The sequence below is a fragment of the Scandinavium tedordense genome, assembly GCF_024764965.1.
Lineage (GTDB): Bacteria > Pseudomonadota > Gammaproteobacteria > Enterobacterales > Enterobacteriaceae > Scandinavium > Scandinavium tedordense.
The window spans coordinates 603,920-621,212 of the sequence record NZ_JALIGG010000057.1; the positions used below are offsets into that span (position 1 = coordinate 603,920).

Annotated in this window: 22 protein-coding genes and 1 pseudogene; 19 read left to right on the plus strand and 4 right to left on the minus strand. The window is 52.9% G+C overall.

All coding sequences use genetic code 11. The features are described 5' to 3' along the window. Positions 1 to 93 precede the first annotated feature (93 nt). Both MUU46_RS18815 and MUU46_RS18820 read left to right on the plus strand, forming a co-directional pair. Positions 94 to 1,089 (plus strand): ImmA/IrrE family metallo-endopeptidase, encoded by a 996-nt coding sequence (locus tag MUU46_RS18815; protein WP_258966332.1) that lies wholly within the window; start codon positions 94 to 96, stop codon positions 1,087 to 1,089. Positions 1,090 to 1,092: 3 nt separating this feature from the next. Next, complete coding sequence (locus MUU46_RS18820) at positions 1,093 to 1,734, plus strand: hypothetical protein (protein WP_258966333.1); 642 nt, start codon at positions 1,093 to 1,095, stop codon at positions 1,732 to 1,734. Between the two features lie 605 nt (positions 1,735 to 2,339). On the opposite strand, the gene wcaA is transcribed toward MUU46_RS18820, so the two are convergent. The 4 genes and pseudogenes from wcaA to MUU46_RS18840 all read right to left on the minus strand — a co-directional run bounded on the left by wcaA (position 2,340) and on the right by MUU46_RS18840 (position 6,896). Beyond that, positions 2,340 to 3,194 carry a colanic acid biosynthesis glycosyltransferase WcaA gene (gene wcaA / locus MUU46_RS18825; protein WP_258966383.1) on the minus strand — a complete coding sequence of 285 codons (855 nt, stop codon included), beginning with the start codon at positions 3,192 to 3,194 and terminating at the stop codon, positions 2,340 to 2,342. A gap of 45 nt (positions 3,195 to 3,239) precedes the next feature. Next, positions 3,240 to 3,545: pseudogene (locus MUU46_RS18830) on the minus strand (pentapeptide repeat-containing protein); the annotation flags it as partial. 541 nt (positions 3,546 to 4,086) lie between these two features. Then, the gene (locus tag MUU46_RS18835; protein WP_258966334.1) at positions 4,087 to 5,127 is read right to left on the minus strand and encodes a phage portal protein; all 1,041 of its coding nucleotides are present in this window, start codon (positions 5,125 to 5,127) and stop codon (positions 4,087 to 4,089) included. Continuing rightward, positions 5,127 to 6,896 carry a terminase ATPase subunit family protein gene (locus MUU46_RS18840; RefSeq protein ID WP_258966335.1) on the minus strand — a complete coding sequence of 590 codons (1,770 nt, stop codon included), beginning with the start codon at positions 6,894 to 6,896 and terminating at the stop codon, positions 5,127 to 5,129. Before MUU46_RS18840 ends, MUU46_RS18835 begins: the two co-directional genes overlap by 1 nt. A 166-nt stretch (positions 6,897 to 7,062) precedes the next feature. Between MUU46_RS18840 and MUU46_RS18845 the strand changes: the two genes are divergently transcribed. From MUU46_RS18845 to MUU46_RS18925, 17 genes are all read left to right on the plus strand, one after another. After that, entirely contained in the window at positions 7,063 to 7,929 is an 867-nt protein-coding gene (locus MUU46_RS18845; RefSeq protein ID WP_258966336.1) for a GPO family capsid scaffolding protein, read from the plus strand. 29 nt (positions 7,930 to 7,958) lie between these two features. Continuing rightward, a complete protein-coding gene (locus MUU46_RS18850) occupies positions 7,959 to 9,140 on the plus strand; it encodes a phage major capsid protein, P2 family (RefSeq protein ID WP_258966337.1) in 1,182 nt (393 codons plus the stop codon). Positions 9,141 to 9,143: 3 nt separating this feature from the next. Further along, positions 9,144 to 9,905 carry a phage terminase small subunit gene (locus tag MUU46_RS18855; RefSeq protein WP_258966338.1) on the plus strand — a complete coding sequence of 254 codons (762 nt, stop codon included), beginning with the start codon at positions 9,144 to 9,146 and terminating at the stop codon, positions 9,903 to 9,905. A gap of 96 nt (positions 9,906 to 10,001) precedes the next feature. Next, positions 10,002 to 10,502, plus strand: coding sequence for a head completion/stabilization protein (locus MUU46_RS18860; RefSeq protein WP_048231258.1), 501 nt, complete (start codon positions 10,002 to 10,004; stop codon positions 10,500 to 10,502). Next, positions 10,502 to 10,705 carry a tail protein X gene (locus MUU46_RS18865; RefSeq protein WP_258966339.1) on the plus strand — a complete coding sequence of 68 codons (204 nt, stop codon included), beginning with the start codon at positions 10,502 to 10,504 and terminating at the stop codon, positions 10,703 to 10,705. Before MUU46_RS18860 ends, MUU46_RS18865 begins: the two co-directional genes overlap by 1 nt. Next, entirely contained in the window at positions 10,696 to 10,917 is a 222-nt protein-coding gene (locus MUU46_RS18870; protein WP_032634204.1) for a hypothetical protein, read from the plus strand. Before MUU46_RS18865 ends, MUU46_RS18870 begins: the two co-directional genes overlap by 10 nt. After that, on the plus strand, positions 10,901 to 11,410 hold the full coding sequence (locus tag MUU46_RS18875; protein WP_258966340.1) for a lysozyme: 510 nt from the start codon (positions 10,901 to 10,903) through the stop codon (positions 11,408 to 11,410). Before MUU46_RS18870 ends, MUU46_RS18875 begins: the two co-directional genes overlap by 17 nt. Then, positions 11,407 to 11,820, plus strand: coding sequence for an Rz-like lysis system protein LysB (gene lysB, locus MUU46_RS18880; RefSeq protein WP_258966341.1), 414 nt, complete (start codon positions 11,407 to 11,409; stop codon positions 11,818 to 11,820). The genes MUU46_RS18875 and lysB overlap by 4 nt, the downstream gene beginning before the upstream one ends. Beyond that, positions 11,723 to 11,965 carry an Rz1-like lysis system protein LysC gene (lysC, locus tag MUU46_RS18885; protein ID WP_258966384.1) on the plus strand — a complete coding sequence of 81 codons (243 nt, stop codon included), beginning with the start codon at positions 11,723 to 11,725 and terminating at the stop codon, positions 11,963 to 11,965. Before lysB ends, lysC begins: the two co-directional genes overlap by 98 nt. Further along, the gene (locus tag MUU46_RS18890; protein WP_159757880.1) at positions 11,928 to 12,395 is read left to right on the plus strand and encodes a phage tail protein; all 468 of its coding nucleotides are present in this window, start codon (positions 11,928 to 11,930) and stop codon (positions 12,393 to 12,395) included. Before lysC ends, MUU46_RS18890 begins: the two co-directional genes overlap by 38 nt. Further along, complete coding sequence (locus MUU46_RS18895; protein WP_258966342.1) at positions 12,388 to 12,837, plus strand: phage virion morphogenesis protein; 450 nt, start codon at positions 12,388 to 12,390, stop codon at positions 12,835 to 12,837. Before MUU46_RS18890 ends, MUU46_RS18895 begins: the two co-directional genes overlap by 8 nt. 4 nt (positions 12,838 to 12,841) lie before the next feature. Then, on the plus strand, positions 12,842 to 13,402 hold the full coding sequence (locus MUU46_RS18900) for a Pycsar system effector family protein (protein ID WP_258966343.1): 561 nt from the start codon (positions 12,842 to 12,844) through the stop codon (positions 13,400 to 13,402). 10 nt (positions 13,403 to 13,412) lie between these two features. Beyond that, complete coding sequence (locus MUU46_RS18905) at positions 13,413 to 14,765, plus strand: adenylate/guanylate cyclase domain-containing protein (protein WP_258966344.1); 1,353 nt, start codon at positions 13,413 to 13,415, stop codon at positions 14,763 to 14,765. 99 nt (positions 14,766 to 14,864) lie between these two features. After that, complete coding sequence (locus MUU46_RS18910) at positions 14,865 to 15,506, plus strand: phage baseplate assembly protein V (protein WP_258966345.1); 642 nt, start codon at positions 14,865 to 14,867, stop codon at positions 15,504 to 15,506. Continuing rightward, entirely contained in the window at positions 15,503 to 15,850 is a 348-nt protein-coding gene (locus MUU46_RS18915) for a GPW/gp25 family protein (protein WP_258966346.1), read from the plus strand. The genes MUU46_RS18910 and MUU46_RS18915 overlap by 4 nt, the downstream gene beginning before the upstream one ends. 4 nt (positions 15,851 to 15,854) lie before the next feature. Further along, a complete protein-coding gene (locus MUU46_RS18920) occupies positions 15,855 to 16,763 on the plus strand; it encodes a baseplate assembly protein (RefSeq protein ID WP_258966347.1) in 909 nt (302 codons plus the stop codon). After that, positions 16,756 to 17,286, plus strand: coding sequence for a phage tail protein I (locus tag MUU46_RS18925; protein ID WP_258966348.1), 531 nt, complete (start codon positions 16,756 to 16,758; stop codon positions 17,284 to 17,286). Before MUU46_RS18920 ends, MUU46_RS18925 begins: the two co-directional genes overlap by 8 nt. Positions 17,287 to 17,293 lie beyond the last annotated feature (7 nt).

The window sequence follows — 17,293 nt, forward strand, 5'->3', positions numbered from 1 at the left end:
TCTATTTAGTCCTTATAGTATGTGCGATTTTGGTGTCATAACAATAAACAAAAGCGTTCATTATTTTTTAGCGGGTACGGTCCGGAGGCTCTCATGACTACTAAGCCAATGAGTCGAATATACGAAAAAATCAGCAAGGCAGGCTTTAACAGTGCCTTTATAAACAAAGTATTGCCTGCTTGGTGGGATGATAGCTTAGCTGATACGCCTTCAGGCAAACAATATGCTAGCCTTCATCTTGCTCGTGTGTTTAGCCTTTCGCCAGAGAGTCTTAAAGACGGGGCAGAGCAGGCGTGTTTCAATCTTGGTGGTAATCACCGTTTCAAGCATCGGGTCAATCTCGGTGAAGAAGATTTAAACGTGGCTACTGCTGTTGCGTATTCTGCTGCAAGAATCGCCGCAGAAAACTTCAAGACACCTTATAACTCTTCCGCAAACTTAAGCTGGCAGCACATAAGGCAACAATTGCTTGCTCATGAGAAGTGGGTGACTTTGCCGTCATTAATTCAGTTTTGCCATTCTGTTGGAATTCCTGTTGTTTTCCTTAAAAATTTCCCTGCTCGCGCTTCAAAAATGGCAGGGTTGGCGCTACGTGTTGCCGGGCGACCAGTTATAGTACTTACCCAAGTAAAACCTCACGGCTTTATGCTCTTTGATTTGGCCCATGAGTTAGGGCACATTGCGTTGGGACATCTCAATGATGACAATGGTGGTGTGTTTGTTGACCGAAAAATTGAGGCGGGGGCAACTAATGCCGTTGAGGCCGAAGCAAATAGGTTTGCTTTTGGGGTGATCGGTGGTAGAGAAGATTTAAGAATTGAACCTACCCGTGGTTTCCTTACTGGCCCAAAATTGGCTACCGCCGCTCAGCATTACGCGGAGAAGCATGCGATTGATCCAACTCATATCGCATTGAATTATGGTCACAATTTGGGGCATTGGGGCGTTGCAATTAATGCTTTAAAAATCATTTGCGCTGGTCAACCAACAGACCAAGTCTTGGTAAGGAAGCTGATGATGGAAGGTATAGATCAGGACACTATCAACGATGATGATTTGGAACTTTTAACGACACTATGTGAGGCCTAAGTAGTGATCGTTCTCTCAGATAATGATGTGATTTTGAAATTAGCGCAGAGTGGTTTACTACGCTATCTTCCTGATATTTTAGGAGAAGACCCAAGTGGCATTTTTGTTAGCCCAACAGCGCGTTTTCAACTACTTCCACGCAACACTGAGAAAGCTATTAAAAAGTGCGGCAACCCGGTCATCTACGAAAACGTTGGACGCTTTTTAGATAGCGTACAGGTTATTGATGAAATCAAAGATGATGCTTTGCTGATGCAATTGGGCGAGATTCCTCACATTGACATAGGTGAGCAACAGCTTTTGGCCTCATGCGTAGAGCAACCTGGTGCCTTATTCATGACCGGTGATCGCCGATGCTTACAAGCGGTGATGGACAATCAAACCATAGTTACCAGAGTACATGCTCGGCTTATCAATTCGGTAATAACCTATGAGAGCGCACTCCTACTGTCAGTTCGGGTATTAGGGTTTGATACTCTGTATCAACAGCTCCAGACAAATCCAAATCCAGACGCAATGTTAAAGATGGCTATGCGCTCTGCCTGCTCCGAAGACGTTTGTGGTTGCTTCTTTTCATTTACACGTCCTGTCTATGATTATCTCGCATATAAAGAACATTTGCCGGATCGTTCATGGCAACTTTAGACTGAGCCAACTGCTGCATGCGCTTATTGCGTAAGTTTGCATCTAAAAGTCTCGATCTTGAAGCGTATGGCCCGCCAGTACTAGCGGGCTTTTTTGTTGTTTATGCATTGCATTAAAACCGACCTAAAAAGCGGGCAGGCGTGGCGGGGAAAGCATTGCGCGCTCGACGCAGTGCCAATAATTATTATCTCGCATCTCAGCGCTTCCCTGAGTGTTTGAACGAGAAAATGGGTACTACAAACGACCAAGAGCCCCGTCGGCATTTGGTGGCCCTTAGGAAGCCTTAAAAACGCTGACGATGCGGTGCAGGCATATCAGAATGAGATTATCTTCAATCATCGTTGATAGAAAATCTAGTCACTTAGAGTAAGCAGTGGCATGAAGCTGAATGCTAAAACAAAGTTGTTCATCGTAGGACTGCCGACGTGTTTAATTTTGAGGTTACGACTGAACACTTCGAAGACGAATCGCGTAAACGAGGCATGGAAGACTCAAGCCTCGGTTTTAACGAATAGGTTGTATTAGCTCAAACCAGAGCTGACAGTTTCCTCAGGCAGCATGCAATTAAATTTAACAGTCCTCAGTGAGCTATGAGCAGCCATTACCTAGAATTTTCTGTGGCGGAAGCTGGAATACATCATCAGGTAGCGTTTAAGGTTGCGCAGTGTCATCAATTTCATCAGTGTCTGCGGGCTCATCTTTTTATTACGGATATAGTAGAGGGTGAACAGCTGATATTTTTTACTCGACGCGTCGAGCTTACCTTTGTGCTTCCGGTAAAAATCCAGATAGCCTGCAAACTTGCGTCCTGAGCAGGTGATGCGAACCTCCCCATGATTGACATAAAGCACCTGAGTGATCACCTCCAGTTTGAAAGGATCGCCATAGGTTTCTGCCAGCCGATAAAAGGCATCATAATCCTGGGCGGCAGTCAGACTCTCATCGAAAAGAACCTGCTGCATCCGGTTGGTTAAAGTCAGCATCTGGTTGCCGATAATATTCCGCTTATCAAACAGGCTCTTTTTATAGGCTGGTTTCGGGTAAACCTGCAATTCATCAGGGTGGTGATACCCGGTACTGTCGCAGAGGTAATCATTGGCATACAAAAATCCGTGCTGCTGGAGTTTATGTTGACAGGCAAGAAATGAGGACAGACGTGTTGGCAACCATTCATCATCATCGTCCAGACCCGTTATCAGATACCCCTTTGCCAGCCGTATCGCCTGATTCCGCACCGCACAGGCACCGGAATTAAATTCATTGCGGATATACGTAATACGCGGGTCGTTCAGATCGGTGATGTACGCCTGTAGTTGCTGAAATGATGAAGAGAAATCATCGATGATGATCAGTTCCCAGTGCGTATAGTCTTGTTTAAGGACTGACTGAATAGCCCGAATCGTCAGAGCTTCTCGGTTCCATGTGGGCATATAGACAGAGATGAGCGGCCTGGATGACAGTGTATCATCCGCGAAGTTTTCCTGTTCCGTCATTGCCCCGGTAAAATTGGCTGCGCGGATGTTACTCGCAGAAAAGTCCGCACCGGTACAGTCTGCATGACTGAAGATTGCCCCTTCGATTTGACAGTGGCTAAGGTTTGCTCCATTCAGTGAGGAATAAGAGAAATCGGTCTCTCGGAGATCGCTGAACGACAGATCGCTACCGGCCAAATTAATATTGCGCAAGTTGAGTCTCCGCAGATCCATAAACCGCAAGTCGGCACCTGACATATCCGATTGATGGCGTGGATTTAAAAAGATATTTTTTTGATATTTCAGAAGTTTTTTTTGAATTGTTTTTTTGCTGTTCATGTTCAGCTTACGGCGAGTACCGATTAAAATTCAGGTGTGCAGTTAAACACTCTCCTTATCTTCCTGCAATCGATCTCATTCATTTTCGGAAATGTACCCAAAGATAAATTGACGTTCATTAACACTTTCTCACACCCTCATCCAGGCGGTGTTTGCCCTTGATAACTACTCCCTTTGTAAGTATCACCGCAAATGAACTATTCACTTTTAATGATCTTTCGACATACTGATTATGTTTCCTAAAGAGATTTCTATACGCAACGTCCGCTCCTGAAATGGAGCAAACAGTCAGATTAGGTATGGCTTTTTACCATAATTGTGTCAGTTCAAATCTGAGCTAATACAAATTCGCCATGCTTTACTCTCCTTTTACCAGTCGGTATCTACAGAGGATCACTTTTTTATTTATATTTATCAAAGAATTATGTAGTTCGCCGTGTTTTTGGCAGGCCATTCGATTGGGAGTCCTCACTTAAGTAATCTTGTTCAATCCACTTCGATGTCTTTTGTGCTTAAAGCCGCCTTCCGGCGGCTGCGAATGTTACTCGTCCTCAGGCTCCAGAGAGTATTTTTTAAAGCGAATAACCTCTTCGCCTGCCCATTCGTTCAGCTCCATGAAGCGTGACTGTAGCGGGCTGAGCTCGTTACGCACAAAGACCTTCGCGACCTTCTCAACGTCGCCGAGTGAGCCGACATTCTCCGGCTTGCCCCCCATGAGCTGGAACGGGATGCGGTGTGCATCGAGCATATCGGCGGCGCTGACTTTTTTGATATTAAAAAAATCATCTTTCGTCGCGACTTCGCTCAGCGGCACGATTTTAATCCCGTCGGCTTTGCCGTTCGGCGCGTAGAAAAACAGATTCTTAAAATTCCCAAGCCCCTTTGAATCGCGCATCGCCTTGCGCAGCGCTTCGACGTCGGTGCTGCTTTGCGCGGCGTCGGTCACGTACATGATGTACCCGGCGTGCGCCCCGTTCTGATAATACTTGCGGCGAAACAGGGTCGCGGATTCATTCAGCCACGCGGAATTAAGTGCGCTCAGATATTCCGGCAGACCGTAGAGTTCCTGATTGATGTCCGGCTCCAGCAGGTGAAACACCGAACCGGGCGCGAACTGATGTGCCTGCGCGAATGACTGAATGTACCAGTAAGCATCATCCTCGACGCCGCGCCGGGTATATTTGGCCGGAGAGGTTTCAAATTTGACGGCCTTGCCGCTCAGGCTTTGGCGCATTTCAAGAAAGGCGTTACCGAAGACCAGAAAATCGAGCACGAAGCGGCTGAAGTCCTGCCGGGATAATTTCGGGTGCGGAATGTAGGTCGAGACCAGAATATTACGCTTCACGTAAATCGGTGAGCTGTGGTGCACGGCCGCTCGCATACTTTTCGCCAGCCCCGAGAAGCTCACCGGCGGCTCGTACCACTGGCCGTTATCGACGCATTCCACATAATCGAGAATATCGCGCCGGTCGAGCACAGCCGTCGGCTCGCCAAAGGTGAATGCTTCCATGCTCTGAGCGGGCGCGGCGGTGTGCTGGCGTGGCTTTGCGGTGTACGAGTTTTTCTTGCTGCGTTTGCTCATTAATAAAATTCCATAATCGAGGATGAAGGCTGGCCGCTGGCGGCGGTCAGTGGCTCGTTGATTAAGACGTGCATGGTGGCCCAGGCGAGATCGGCATGACTGGCTTCCTCAGTGCGGCTGGCCTCATAGGTGGCGCTGCGCCCGCTGCTGGTCATGGTTTTGCGGATGGACATAAACGACTGCGTGAGATCGGTCGCGCCGACGTCGTACTCGAGACATCCGCGCGTGATGGTGTCTTTGGCTTTCAGTACCATCGCGGTCTTCATTTCCGGGGTGTAGCGGATTTCACGCGCGGCCGGGTAGAACGAGCGCACGAGCTGGAAGACCCCCTGACCGAGTCCGGTCGCATCGATACCGATGTACTCGACGTTATATTTCAGTGTCAGCTCGCGGATGGATTCGGCCTGTTGCGCGAAGTCCATGCCTTTCCACTGATGACGCTCAAGGATGCGGAATTTGCCCCCGGCGACCACCGGTGGCGCGATAACCACACATCCCGCGCTGTCGCCGCGTAATGAAGGGTCATAGCCGACCCAGACCGGACGATGACCGAATGGCCGGTCGGCGAACGGGGCGACGTCCTCCCATTTCTCCAGACTGTCGACCATGCAGCGCTGCAACTCCTCGAACGGGAATACCGAGGCTTTATCGTCGACGAACTCGCACATAAACAGGTTGCGGAAGTCATCGACGCTGTTTTCGCGACGCAGGGTGTCGATATTAAACAGGGTACAGCCTTTGGCGAGGGCGTCCTCAAGGGTGACAATCTGTCGCCACTGGCCATCCGGGCAGGCGACGCCCTTCGCCAGTGCCGCGTGCGTGATATCGATATCGACCCGCTCGCTGGCGTTGGACCGGCCACGGTTGAATTGCTCTCCAGACCAGAACGGGTAGGCCCCGTGTGCCAGCGAGGACGGTGTCGAAAAATAGGTGGTGCGCAGGTGCTCCTGCGATGACATCCCGGATGAGACTTTTTTCAGTTGCTGGAAGTTGGGGATCCAGAAGATTTCATCGACGTACAAATCACCGTTATGGCTTTGCGCCGTGTTGGAGTTAGTGCCGAGAAAAATCAGCTTCGCGCCGTTGTTGCCGATGACAATCGGGTCGCCGGTGAGCTCGACTTCAGCCAGCTTCGCAAACTGGATGATGTACTCGCGGAACACGTAAGCCTGCGTTTTACTGGCCGACAGGAAAATCTGGTTATTGCCGGTCTTCAGCGCCCGCATCAGTGCTTCACGCGCAAAATAAAACGTCGCCCCAATCTGGCGGGATTTGAGGATGTGACGGATACGGTGCGCCAGCCCGGCGCGGTACCAGTCGAGCTGATAGTCGAATGACTGGTCGAGGAAAATGTCCTCGAGCTTTTCGATGGCCTCATCGCTGAAAAAATTCTTTTTCGGCTTCTTCTTCTCGCCCTTGTTGCGGTTGGCGACGTTGGGGTTTAAATCCGCCTCGTTGCCGGTCTGGCCGTAACGATTCACCCGCGCCAGACGCTCCATTTGTCGCGCCAGAAAATCAGCGACCTTGAAATCGTGTGCCGTCAGGTCGGGCTTTGCATACAGCTGGATGAGTCGTGCCTCGAGCGTGGTTTCGACGCGCGTCAGGGGCGCGGTTGCTTCCCACTGGTCGCGCTGTTTCCAGCTCTGCACCGTGGGGCGTTTGGTCTGCAACATCTCCGCGATTTGCGGCACGGAAAAGCCCTGCCAGAACAGCAGCGCCGCCTGTCGTCGCGGGTCGCTCAGGAGAGTGGTCTCAGTGGTGATGGTCATGTTTGCCTCGCCGTGGTTGATACAGGGTAAGGCTAAAGAAACAGGGGCGGTGAATCGCTAAAGCCCTGTTGTGTCAGGGGTACGCCATCCGCAATCGATAGCCGCTGCGGGGGTGAGTCGGGAAACTAAGCCTGACCCGAAAACCCAACCTCAGGACACCTGACTCATGGCAAAAAAAGCCTCCAAAATCTCGAAATGGTTTCGCATCGGCGTCGAGGGTGACACCTGCGACGGTCGCGTCATCAGCGCCTCCGATATTCAGGAAATGGCCGACACCTTTGACCCGCGTGTCTACGGTTGCCGCATTAATCTGGAGCATATCCGCAGTATCAACCCCGACGGCCAGTACGGCCGCTATGGCGACGTTGCCGAAGTAAAAGCCGACGTTATCGATGATGACTCAGCGCTGAAAGGCAAGCTGGCGCTGTTTGGCAGAATTACCCCGCTCGATAACCTCATCGACATGGTGGCGAAAGGCCAGAAGGTTTACACCTCGATGGAAATTCGCCCGAACTTCGCCAACTCCGGCAAGTGCTACCTCACCGGGCTGGCCGTGACCGATGACCCGGCGAGCCTCGGCACCGAGTACCTCGAATTTTGCAGCCGCGCCACGGCGAACCCGCTGAACGGCAAGAAAGAGCAGCCGGGCGACCTGTTTTCGGTGGCGACCCTCGCCGAGCTGGAGTTTGAAGACCAGCCCGAAACCCTGCTCAACAAGCTGACCGACACCGTCAAAACCATTTTCAGCCGCAAGCAACAGAGCGATGACGCCCGTTTCGCCGATGTGCATGAAGCCGTGACCTCCATCGCCGAACGTGTACAGACCGGCGATGACGCGACTGAAGCCCGATTTGCGGCACTGGAAACCGAACTCGCGACCCTGAAGCAGGACGTTGCCGCGCAGGGGAATGAAACGGCGCAGCAGTTCAGCACCATCAAAACCACCCTCGACAAAACCGAAAGCATTAAACAGCCGCGTCGCCTGCTGAGCACCGGCGGTGATGCGGCGGATGTGACGCTGACCGACTGCTGATTTACCCATTTCAAACAGGATAAAAATCAATGCGTAAAGAGACCCGTTTTAAATTCAACAAATACCTGAGCCGCCTCGCCGAGCTGAACGGTGTGGAGGTGCCGGACCTCGATAAAAAATTCAACGTCGAGCCGTCCGTCACGCAAAAGCTCTTCGACAAAATCCAGCAGTCGTCCTCGTTCCTGCAACTCATCAACATGGTGACCGTGGGCGAGCTGACCGAGGAAAAAGTCGGCATCGATGTCACCGGCACCATCGCCAGCACCACCGACACCGACGGCGGTACCGAGCGCAAAACGGCGGATTTCTCGAAGCTGGACGCGTTCCGCTACTTCTGCAAACCGGTCAACTTCGATTACAACCTGAAGTACAACAAGCTCGACCTGTGGGCGCGATTTGAAGATTTTCAGATCCGTATCCGCAACGCCATCATCAAGCGTCAGGCACTGGACTACATCACCATCGGCTTTAACGGCACGAGCCGCGCACCCACCTCCGACCGCACGAAAAATCCGTTGCTTCAGGACGTGGCGGTCGGCTGGCTGCAAAAGTATCGCAACGATGCGCCAGAGCGCGTGATGTCACACGTCGTCGATGATGACGGCACCGTGATTTCCGACACGATTAAAGTCGGTAAAGGCGGGCATTACGCCAACCTCGACGCGCTGGTGATGGATGCGCACGAATCCCTGATTGAAGAAATTCACCGCGAAAACCCGGAGATGGTGGTCATCTGCGGCCGTCGTATCCTGACCGACAAATATTTCCCGATGATTAACAAGTTCCAGGCCAACAGCGAACAGCTCGCCGCAGAGCTGATTGTCAGCCAGAAAACCATCGGCCAGCTTCAGGCGGTGCGTGCGCCGTTCTTCCCGGCGAACAGCGTGTTCATCACCACGCTGGATAACATTTCCATCTACCTGTACGAAGACGGCCACCGCCGCCACATCGTCGAAAACCCGAAACTCGACCAGGTGGAAAACTACGAGCAGGTAAAAGTCGATTTCGTTATCGAGGATTACGCGGCCGGTTGCCTGATTGAAAACATCGAAATCCTTGAGCAGGACGAAGAGGCCACCCCGGAAGCAGCGAGCGCGAAAGTGTTTGCGGCCGAAATGGTGAAAGCCATGCAGGCGCTGACCGCCGGGGTCGTCACTCAACATGCAGACGCCCCAAAGGCTGACGCGCATACCGACGGCGGGGAGGCGTAACCGATGGCGAGCCCCGCACGGCGTCACGCGATGCGGGTCTCGGCCGAACAGGCATCGCAGCGGGAACAGCACCCGCTGCGCCATGCTACGGCTTATGAGCAAATGCTCGTGAAGCTGGCCGCAGACCGCAGGACGCTTTCACAAATCCATTCCCGGGAACGCAAGGCAGAGAAAAAGCGCGAGCTGCTGCCGTTTTACCTGCCGTGGGTGACCGGCGTGCTCGAGACCGGCACCGGGGCGCAGGATGACATCCTGATGACCGTGCTGCTGTGGCGTCTCGATGCCGGGGATATTCCCGGTGCGATTGAGATTGCCCGCTACGCGCTGCGTTTTGGCCTGTCGATGCCAGACGGTCACGCGCGCACCGCGCCGTACATGCTGGCCGAAGAGGTGGCGCTGGCCGCACTTCGCGCCCGCGCGGCCGGTCAGCCGGTGGATGTGCAGCCGCTGCTGACCGTTATTGAGATGACCCGCACCGCCGATATGCCTGACGAGGTTCGCGCCCGCCTGCATAAGGTCGCCGGTCTTATCCTGCGCGATGCCGGGCTGCTGACTGAGGCGATGACGCACCTGCAACGCGCCATTCAGCTGGATGACAGTTGCGGGGTGAAAAAGGACATCGAGCGCCTCGGCCGGGAGCTGAAGCCGAAGCCTGCCGCCCCGGTGAAGAAAACCCTGCCGAAGCCTGCGAAAAAGGCCACCAAAAAAACAACCGATTCACCGGCGAAACGGGGGCGAGGTCGCCCGAGGAAAGTCGCCGGTTAACAGAATGCGCCCCGCGCCGGGCGGCACGCTGGCCGAGGCAGGTGTTTCACCTGAGCGGAGGCCTGCGTCCACCGCCCACCTATTTCAGAGGTAGTCATGACGACGCTTGTAGTCAGTAACCCGGCACGACCGCGCGAGCTGCTGGTCATTCCGCCAGTGCCGGACGATGAACCGGTAATAAAAAACACCGGATTTTTCCCGGACGTTGACCCGAAGCGCGTGCGGGAAGAGATGCGCCTCGAGCAGACGGTTTCCCCTGTGCGCCTGCGCCGGGCAATTAAGGCCGGGATGGCCGAAACCAACGCCGAGCTGCGCGACTGGCGCGACCTTCAGCTCGGGGCCGGTCACGCGACGCTCGCCGAGGTGCCGACCGATGAGCTCGACGGTGAAAGCGTGCGCGTTTTCCACTATTTCAACGCCGTGTGTGCGATGACCACCGCCACGCTCTATGAGCGCTATCGCGGGGTGGATGCGAGCGCCAAAGGTGACAAAAAGGCCGACAGCATCGACAGCACCATCGACGAGCTGTGGCGGGATATGCGCTGGTCCGTGGCCCGTATCCAGGACAAAGCCCGCTGCATCGTGGGGCAAATCTGATGAATGTCATCGCGCAGCAGGGCGACACCCTCGACGCCCTGTGTCATCGCCATTACGGCCGCACGGAGGGCGTTGTCGAGGCGGTGCTCGCCGCTAATCCGGGTCTGGCTGAACTGGGTGCCATTCTGCCGCACGGCACGTCCGTCAGCCTGCCGGTCGTCGACACCGCCGCCGTCACGGAGACCCTTAACCTGTGGGATTAACGATGGAAAAAATCACAACGTTTCTGACGTACTGGTTTTCCGTGGCGCTGGCCTATTTCGGCACGCAGACCCCGGAAAAACTCGCGCTGTATGTCGGCGGTGGGTGTGCCATTTTCACCGCGCTGGTGAATTTCTGGTATCGCCGCCAGACCTACCGCTATCTCGTTGCAGCCGGAATCGATAAGGGGGTAATTCGTGGCCTCAGTCGTTAAACGTTGCAGTGTGGCCGTCGTGCTGGCGCTGGCGGCACTGGTGCCTGATTTTCGTCTGCTGAACACCTCGCCGGAGGGTCTCGCCCTGATTGCAGACCTTGAGGGGTGCCGGTTGCGGCCCTACCAGTGCAGCGCGGGCGTGTGGACATCAGGCATCGGCCACACTGCCGGGGTGGTACCCAAACGCAATATCACCGAACACGACGCCGCGGCGAATCTGGTCGCCGACGTGCTCAATACTGAGCGACGGCTGGCGGTGTGCGTGCCGGGGAAGATGCCGCAGCCGGTCTATGACTCACTCGTCAGTTTCGCCTTTAACGTCGGCACCGGCGCGGCCTGTCGCTCGACGCTGGTGTCGTTTATTAAGCGTCAGCAGTGGGGACAGGCGTGCGACCAGCTCACCCGCTGGGTCTACGTGAACGGCGTCAGGAATACCGGACTTGAAAATCGTCGCGCCCGGGAATGGTCGCGCTGTATGCAGGGGGCAAAATGAAAACATTGATGATTTTACTGGTGATGGCCGGGCTGGCGCTGGTCTGGCTGAAGCATGAAAACAGCAAGCTCAGCCGCGCGTTTACCCGCGCAAATGACGTCGCCAGTGACCAGAAACGCACTATCACCATGCTGAAAGACCAGCTACTCACCGCGCAGCGCCTGAGTGCGGACAATGACCGGGCGCAGGTGCAACTGCGTCAGAAACTCGCCGCTGCCGGAACGCGGGCCGCGCGTCGGGAGCGAACCATGACGAGGCTACTCAATGAAAACGAGGATTTACGCCGCTGGTACAGCGCTGAGCTGCCTGCTGCTGTGCGCAGCCTGCACCGACGCGCCCCCTGCATCTCCGCCGGTCGTTGTGCTGAACGCCTGCCCGAGGGTCAGCCTGTGCCCGATGCCGGGCAGTGACCCGTTAACCAATGGTGACCTGAGCGCCGACATTCGCCAGCTCGAAACCGCGCTCGAAAGCTGTGCGCTTCAGGTCGAAACGATTAAAGCCTGTCAGGAAAAAACCGATGTTCAAACCGAAGAGTCTGCGCAACGCCCTAACTGATGCCGTGCCGGTGCTGAAAGCGAACCCCGACATGATGCGCATTTTTATCGATAACGGAAAACTGGCCTCCACGCTTGCGACATCGCTGTCGTTTGAAAATCAGTACACGCTCAACGTGGTGGTCACCGATTTTCCAGGGGATATTGATTTGATCCTCGTGCCAATTCAGGCGTGGCTGCGGGTCCAGCAGGCCGACATCATGACCACGGATGAGGGGCGTAAACGGGGCTTCATCTACGAGGCTGACATCAACAACGATGACAGCATCGACCTCAGCATCAGCCTGTTACTGACCGAGCGCACTATCGTCAAAGAAGTCGGGGCCGAGCTGCACATCGAGCACGCGGCCGAACCGCAGCCGCCAGAGCCGGTGACCCGCCCGATGAAGCTGTATGTTCACGGCGAGCTTGTGAGCGAATGGGATGAATGAATTTAAACCCTTTGATGACCGGCTGGCCGGGCTGATTGCGGCACTCTCACCGGCGAACCGTCGACGGATGGCCGCCGATATCGCGAAGACGCTGCGCACCCGACAGCAGCGTCGTATCAAAACGCAGAAAGCGCCTGACGGCACCCCATATGCCGCCAGAAAACGCCAGCCGGTCAGGGCCAAAAAGGGCCGGGTAAAGCGCGAGATGTTTATGAAGCTTCGCACCAACCGCTTTATGAAAGCGACCGGGAGAGATGATGTTGCTGTGGTGGAGTTTACTGGCAAGGTTCAACGTATGGCGAAGGTGCATCAGTATGGGCTGAAGGACCGGCCAAGCCTTCAGGCTAAAGAGACCCAATATCCAAAGCGTATTCTTCTGGGTTTCACTCATGAAGATATTGACATCGTTTCAAATACGATCATTAATTATATATCGGAATAATCCCATGGTGGGGCTTGATGTGCGGAAATTTAGCAAAGCAAATGACACTGATTTGAATAAAAAAATAGAATTGATGATAAAGATTATCAATCGCACAGACTCTTATTTAAACTCGGCAAATACTAAATCAACGATTTTGCTTAGCCTTGCATCTGCTTTAATTGTCGCGTTATCTGTTAACTACACCAAAATAATTGAGTTAGTCAAAATTGAAACCGATAGGTTTTTTTTGTCTTTTTTGTTCACTCTTATCCTATTGCTATTGATTGCATCTGTTTTGTACTCTTTGAAAGGTATAACTCCTTTTATAAAGCCAAGTGCTAGAAGTAACACTTTTTCATTTGTGGATATAGCGGTTAATTATGAAAACCTAGAAGACTATAGAAGACATTTTGGGAAAGATAGTGAGTTGGATTTTCTTAATCAGTTGATAGCATTAAACCATAATCTTTCAAAGGCGTTGGTTTCTAAATATAGAAGGCAAATTACGGCCATCACTTTTATAGAGGCTGCAGCATATGTGCTTTGTCTTTCAATTTACATGATAGTTTTATCTAATTGTTAAGAGGGATTTTATGTCAATTAAAAATATTTATTCAAGTCTGGAAAAAAGTTTAGATAAGACAATTTCTGATTCTAAAACTCGGTGGCGCAATGATTCTCTCATGGAAACTGCTGCGGCTACTGTAGTGGGAGCGGAGAGTTTTAGAAAATCTTATGATTTTGTTAAGAGTTCAGTTGGTCTTGAAAATATGCAGGTCAGTACGGAAAGTCAGAGCTATGGGGTTAAAGAGATTGTAAGGAATAAATTCGGTAAGCATGGAAGGTTAATGTCAAGTTTTGGATGTCACCCTGATTTTGAGGATATGGTAGAGGGTGAATTAAGAAACGGGTATTCGGTAACACTTTTTATGGATATTATAGGTTCAACAAAATTAGGCGTAATTTTCTCTCCTGATACCGTATTTAAAATAAAAAATGATATCATCAGGTGTGCAATTGAAACTGTAAATTCGTTTGATGGGCATGTTCATCGAATTATGGGTGATGCAGTCATGGCATTCTTTAGGAGTGAGGATTACAGGCAAGAAGGGCGGGTTGCTGATAGTGCTATTGATGCAATCAATTGTGCAACATTTTTAATCCAAATGTTTAAAGACATTGTTATCCCAAAATTAAATGAACTAGGTGTAGATGAAAATTTAGGGATTAGGATCGGAATCGATTATGGTGCAGATGAACAAGTTATTTGGGGGAAATATGGGTATATGGAGAGTCAGGAAGTAACCGCAACTTCATTCTTTGTTGATGTCGCAGCTAAACTTCAGCAGAAAGCTCCAAAAAATTCCATAATGATTGGCGATAGTCTTGCAAAACTTCTGGGATTCGATGGGAATCAATTGTCGGTTAAAACTAAAATAAAAAACAATGAGACTGTTAGTTTAAAATATATATCGCCAAACTATCGTGATGCTAGTGGTAAGCCTATAAATTACAAGCAGTTTGTTTTAAATAACGAACACTACTGTAAACTATTACCTACTTCTGAAGAATTGGGGGAGTTACAGGTTCGGGCGAGTTTGAAAGTTAACAAAGACGATCTGTCCGATGATGAATATCACCCATGTTCTAGGATTATTAAAAAAGGAATGGGCATATCATTCAAAGGGTATTTTTATTCACGAGTTAGCTATGCTAATCCACGCTTCAGATTTAGGGTTGTTAATACAGGGAGTGAAGCGGCTGGAACTGATGATAATGGTAATCACGAAAAGTATGAGGACGCAAAATACTCTGATGGACGCTATTTTGCTAAAAATTGGGAAGATACATCTTATAAAGGGCTGCATCATATGTACGTTTCTTTTTGGGATGGTGAGCGATTAATTTCGAATGAGAAATGTTTCTCGGTATTTATTAACGACTGAATAGCGTTAGTTGTTTTTTTGTAAATGCCCCCCGTTGTATCAAGCCCCACCGAAGCATTAATAATTGCCGCTGGCCTTGCCCGGCGGCATCCTTCCCCCATGAATACTTTAACTTCAATTCAGGATATCGCTCGAGCGATCCGTAATCTGATCCGTACCGGAGTTGTGACCGCTGTCGACCTCGACGAGGGGTTATGTCGTGTTCAGACCGGCGGGATACAAACTACATGGCTTAACTGGCTGACCTCCCGCGCCGGGCGCTCACGTACATGGTGGGCTCCCTCAGTAGGTGAGCAGGTATTAATTCTGGCCGTCGGCGGTGAACTCGATACGGCGTTTGTCCTGCCCGCCATTTTCTCTGATGACCATCCTGCCCCGTCGGTATCTGCTGATGCATTTCACATCGCCTTTCCTGATGGCGCTGTCATTGAGTACGAACCCGACTCCGGGGCGCTTTCGGTTACCGGCATCACCACCGCCGAGGTCACCGCTTCGAAATCTATTACCGCCACGGTGCCGGTCGTCATGATTAAGGCCGACACCCGCGTCACGCTCGACACGCCGGAAGTGGTGTGTACCAACAAGCTCATCACCGGCACGCTCGAAGTGCAGAAGGGCGGGAAGATGAGCGGTGACATCGAGCATGCTGGCGGAAAATTTACCTCCAACGGCGTGCAGGTGGATGACCATGACCACGGCGGCGTCGAGCGCGGGAACAGCCGGACGGAGGGTACGAAATGACGACTCGCTACCTTGGCATGAATCGGGAGACCGGCCGGGCCATTACCGACGCAGACCATATCCGCCAGAGCGTGAGCGACATCCTGCGCACACCGGTCGGGTCGCGGGTGATGCGCCGTGATTACGGCTCGCTGCTGTCTTCCCTGATTGATATGCCACAAAACGATGCGCTGAACCTTCAGATGATGTGTGCCTGTTATATGGCGCTGCTGAAGTGGGAGCCCCGCGTCACCATCACGTCGCTGACGATTGAGCGCCAGTTTAACGGCCAGATGATGGTTGACCTGACCGGGGAAATCAAAGACTCAGCCGCCCCTTTATCCCTGACTATTCCAGTGAGTTGAACCTATGGCCATTATCGACCTGAGCCAGCTCCCCGCGCCGGACGTGGTGGAAACGCTGGATTATGAATCCATCCTTGCCGAACGGAAGGCGACGCTGATTTCGCTCTATCCGGAAGACCAGCAGGAGGCTATCGCCCGCACGCTCGCACTGGAATCCGATCCGCTGGTGAAATATCTGGAGGAAAATTCGTACCGCGAAGTGCTGTGGCGTCAGCGTGTGAATGAAGCCGCCCTGGCTGTCACGCTGGCGTACGCCGAAAACAACGACCTCGATGTGATGGCCGCGAACACCAATATCGCCCGCCTGATTATCACCCCGGCCGACGACAGCACCATCCCGCCGACACCGGCGGTCATGGAGTCCGACACGGATTTTCGTCTGCGGGCGCAACAGGCTTTTGAGGGCTTAAGCGTCGCGGGGCCGGTGGGGGCGTATGAGTTTCACGGCCGCAGTGCCGACGGTCGGGTCGCTGACATTTCCGTCATCAGTCCTGAGCCTGCGTGCGTGACCATTTCCGTGCTTTCCCGCGAGGATAACGGTGCTGCCTCTGATGCGCTGCTGGCGGTGGTACGTCACGCGCTTAACGGCGAAGACGTCAGGCCGGTTGCCGACCGGGTGACCGTTCAGTCGGCGGAGATTATTCACTACACCATAGACGCGACGCTCTTCATTTTTCCCGGCCCGGAAAGCGAACCCATCCGCGCCGCTGCCGAAGCAAAACTGAAAGCTTATATCAGCGCTCAGCACCGGCTCGGGCGTGACATTCGACAGTCTGCAATTTACGCCGCCCTGCATGTGGAAGGGGTGCAGCGGGTCGAGCTGGCGGCACCGGCCGCAGACATCGTGCTCGATAAAACGCAGGCGTCTTTCTGCTCGGATTATCAAATCAGGCTCGGGGGCTCGGATGAGTGATGCACGTCTCTTGCCGGTCGGGTCATCGCCGCTGGAGGTGGCCGCCGCCCGTGCCTGTGCGGAAATAGAAAACACCCCGATCCCGTTACGCCGGTTATGGAACCCGACCGACTGTCCGGTGAATCTGCTGCCGTGGCTCGCCTGGGCGTATTCCGTCGACCGCTGGGACAGCGACTGGCCGGAAGAGACCAAGCGCGACGTTATTCGGGCAGCTTTTTACATTCACCGGCGCAAAGGCACCATCGGTGCAGTGCGCCGCGTGGTCGAGCCATTGGGGTATGTGATTAACGTGACGGAGTGGTGGGAAACCAGCGACCCGCCCGGCACCTTTCGCCTCGATATTGGCGTGCTGGAAACCGGCATCACCGAAGAAATGTATCTCGAGATGGAGCGGCTCATCGCCGATGCCAAACCGGCCAGTCGCCATCTTATCGGACTCAACATCATTCAGGACGTCGCCGGTTATCTTTTCGCCGGGGGCGTCAGTTATGACGGCGACATCATGACCGTGTATCCGGGCTAAGTGAGAG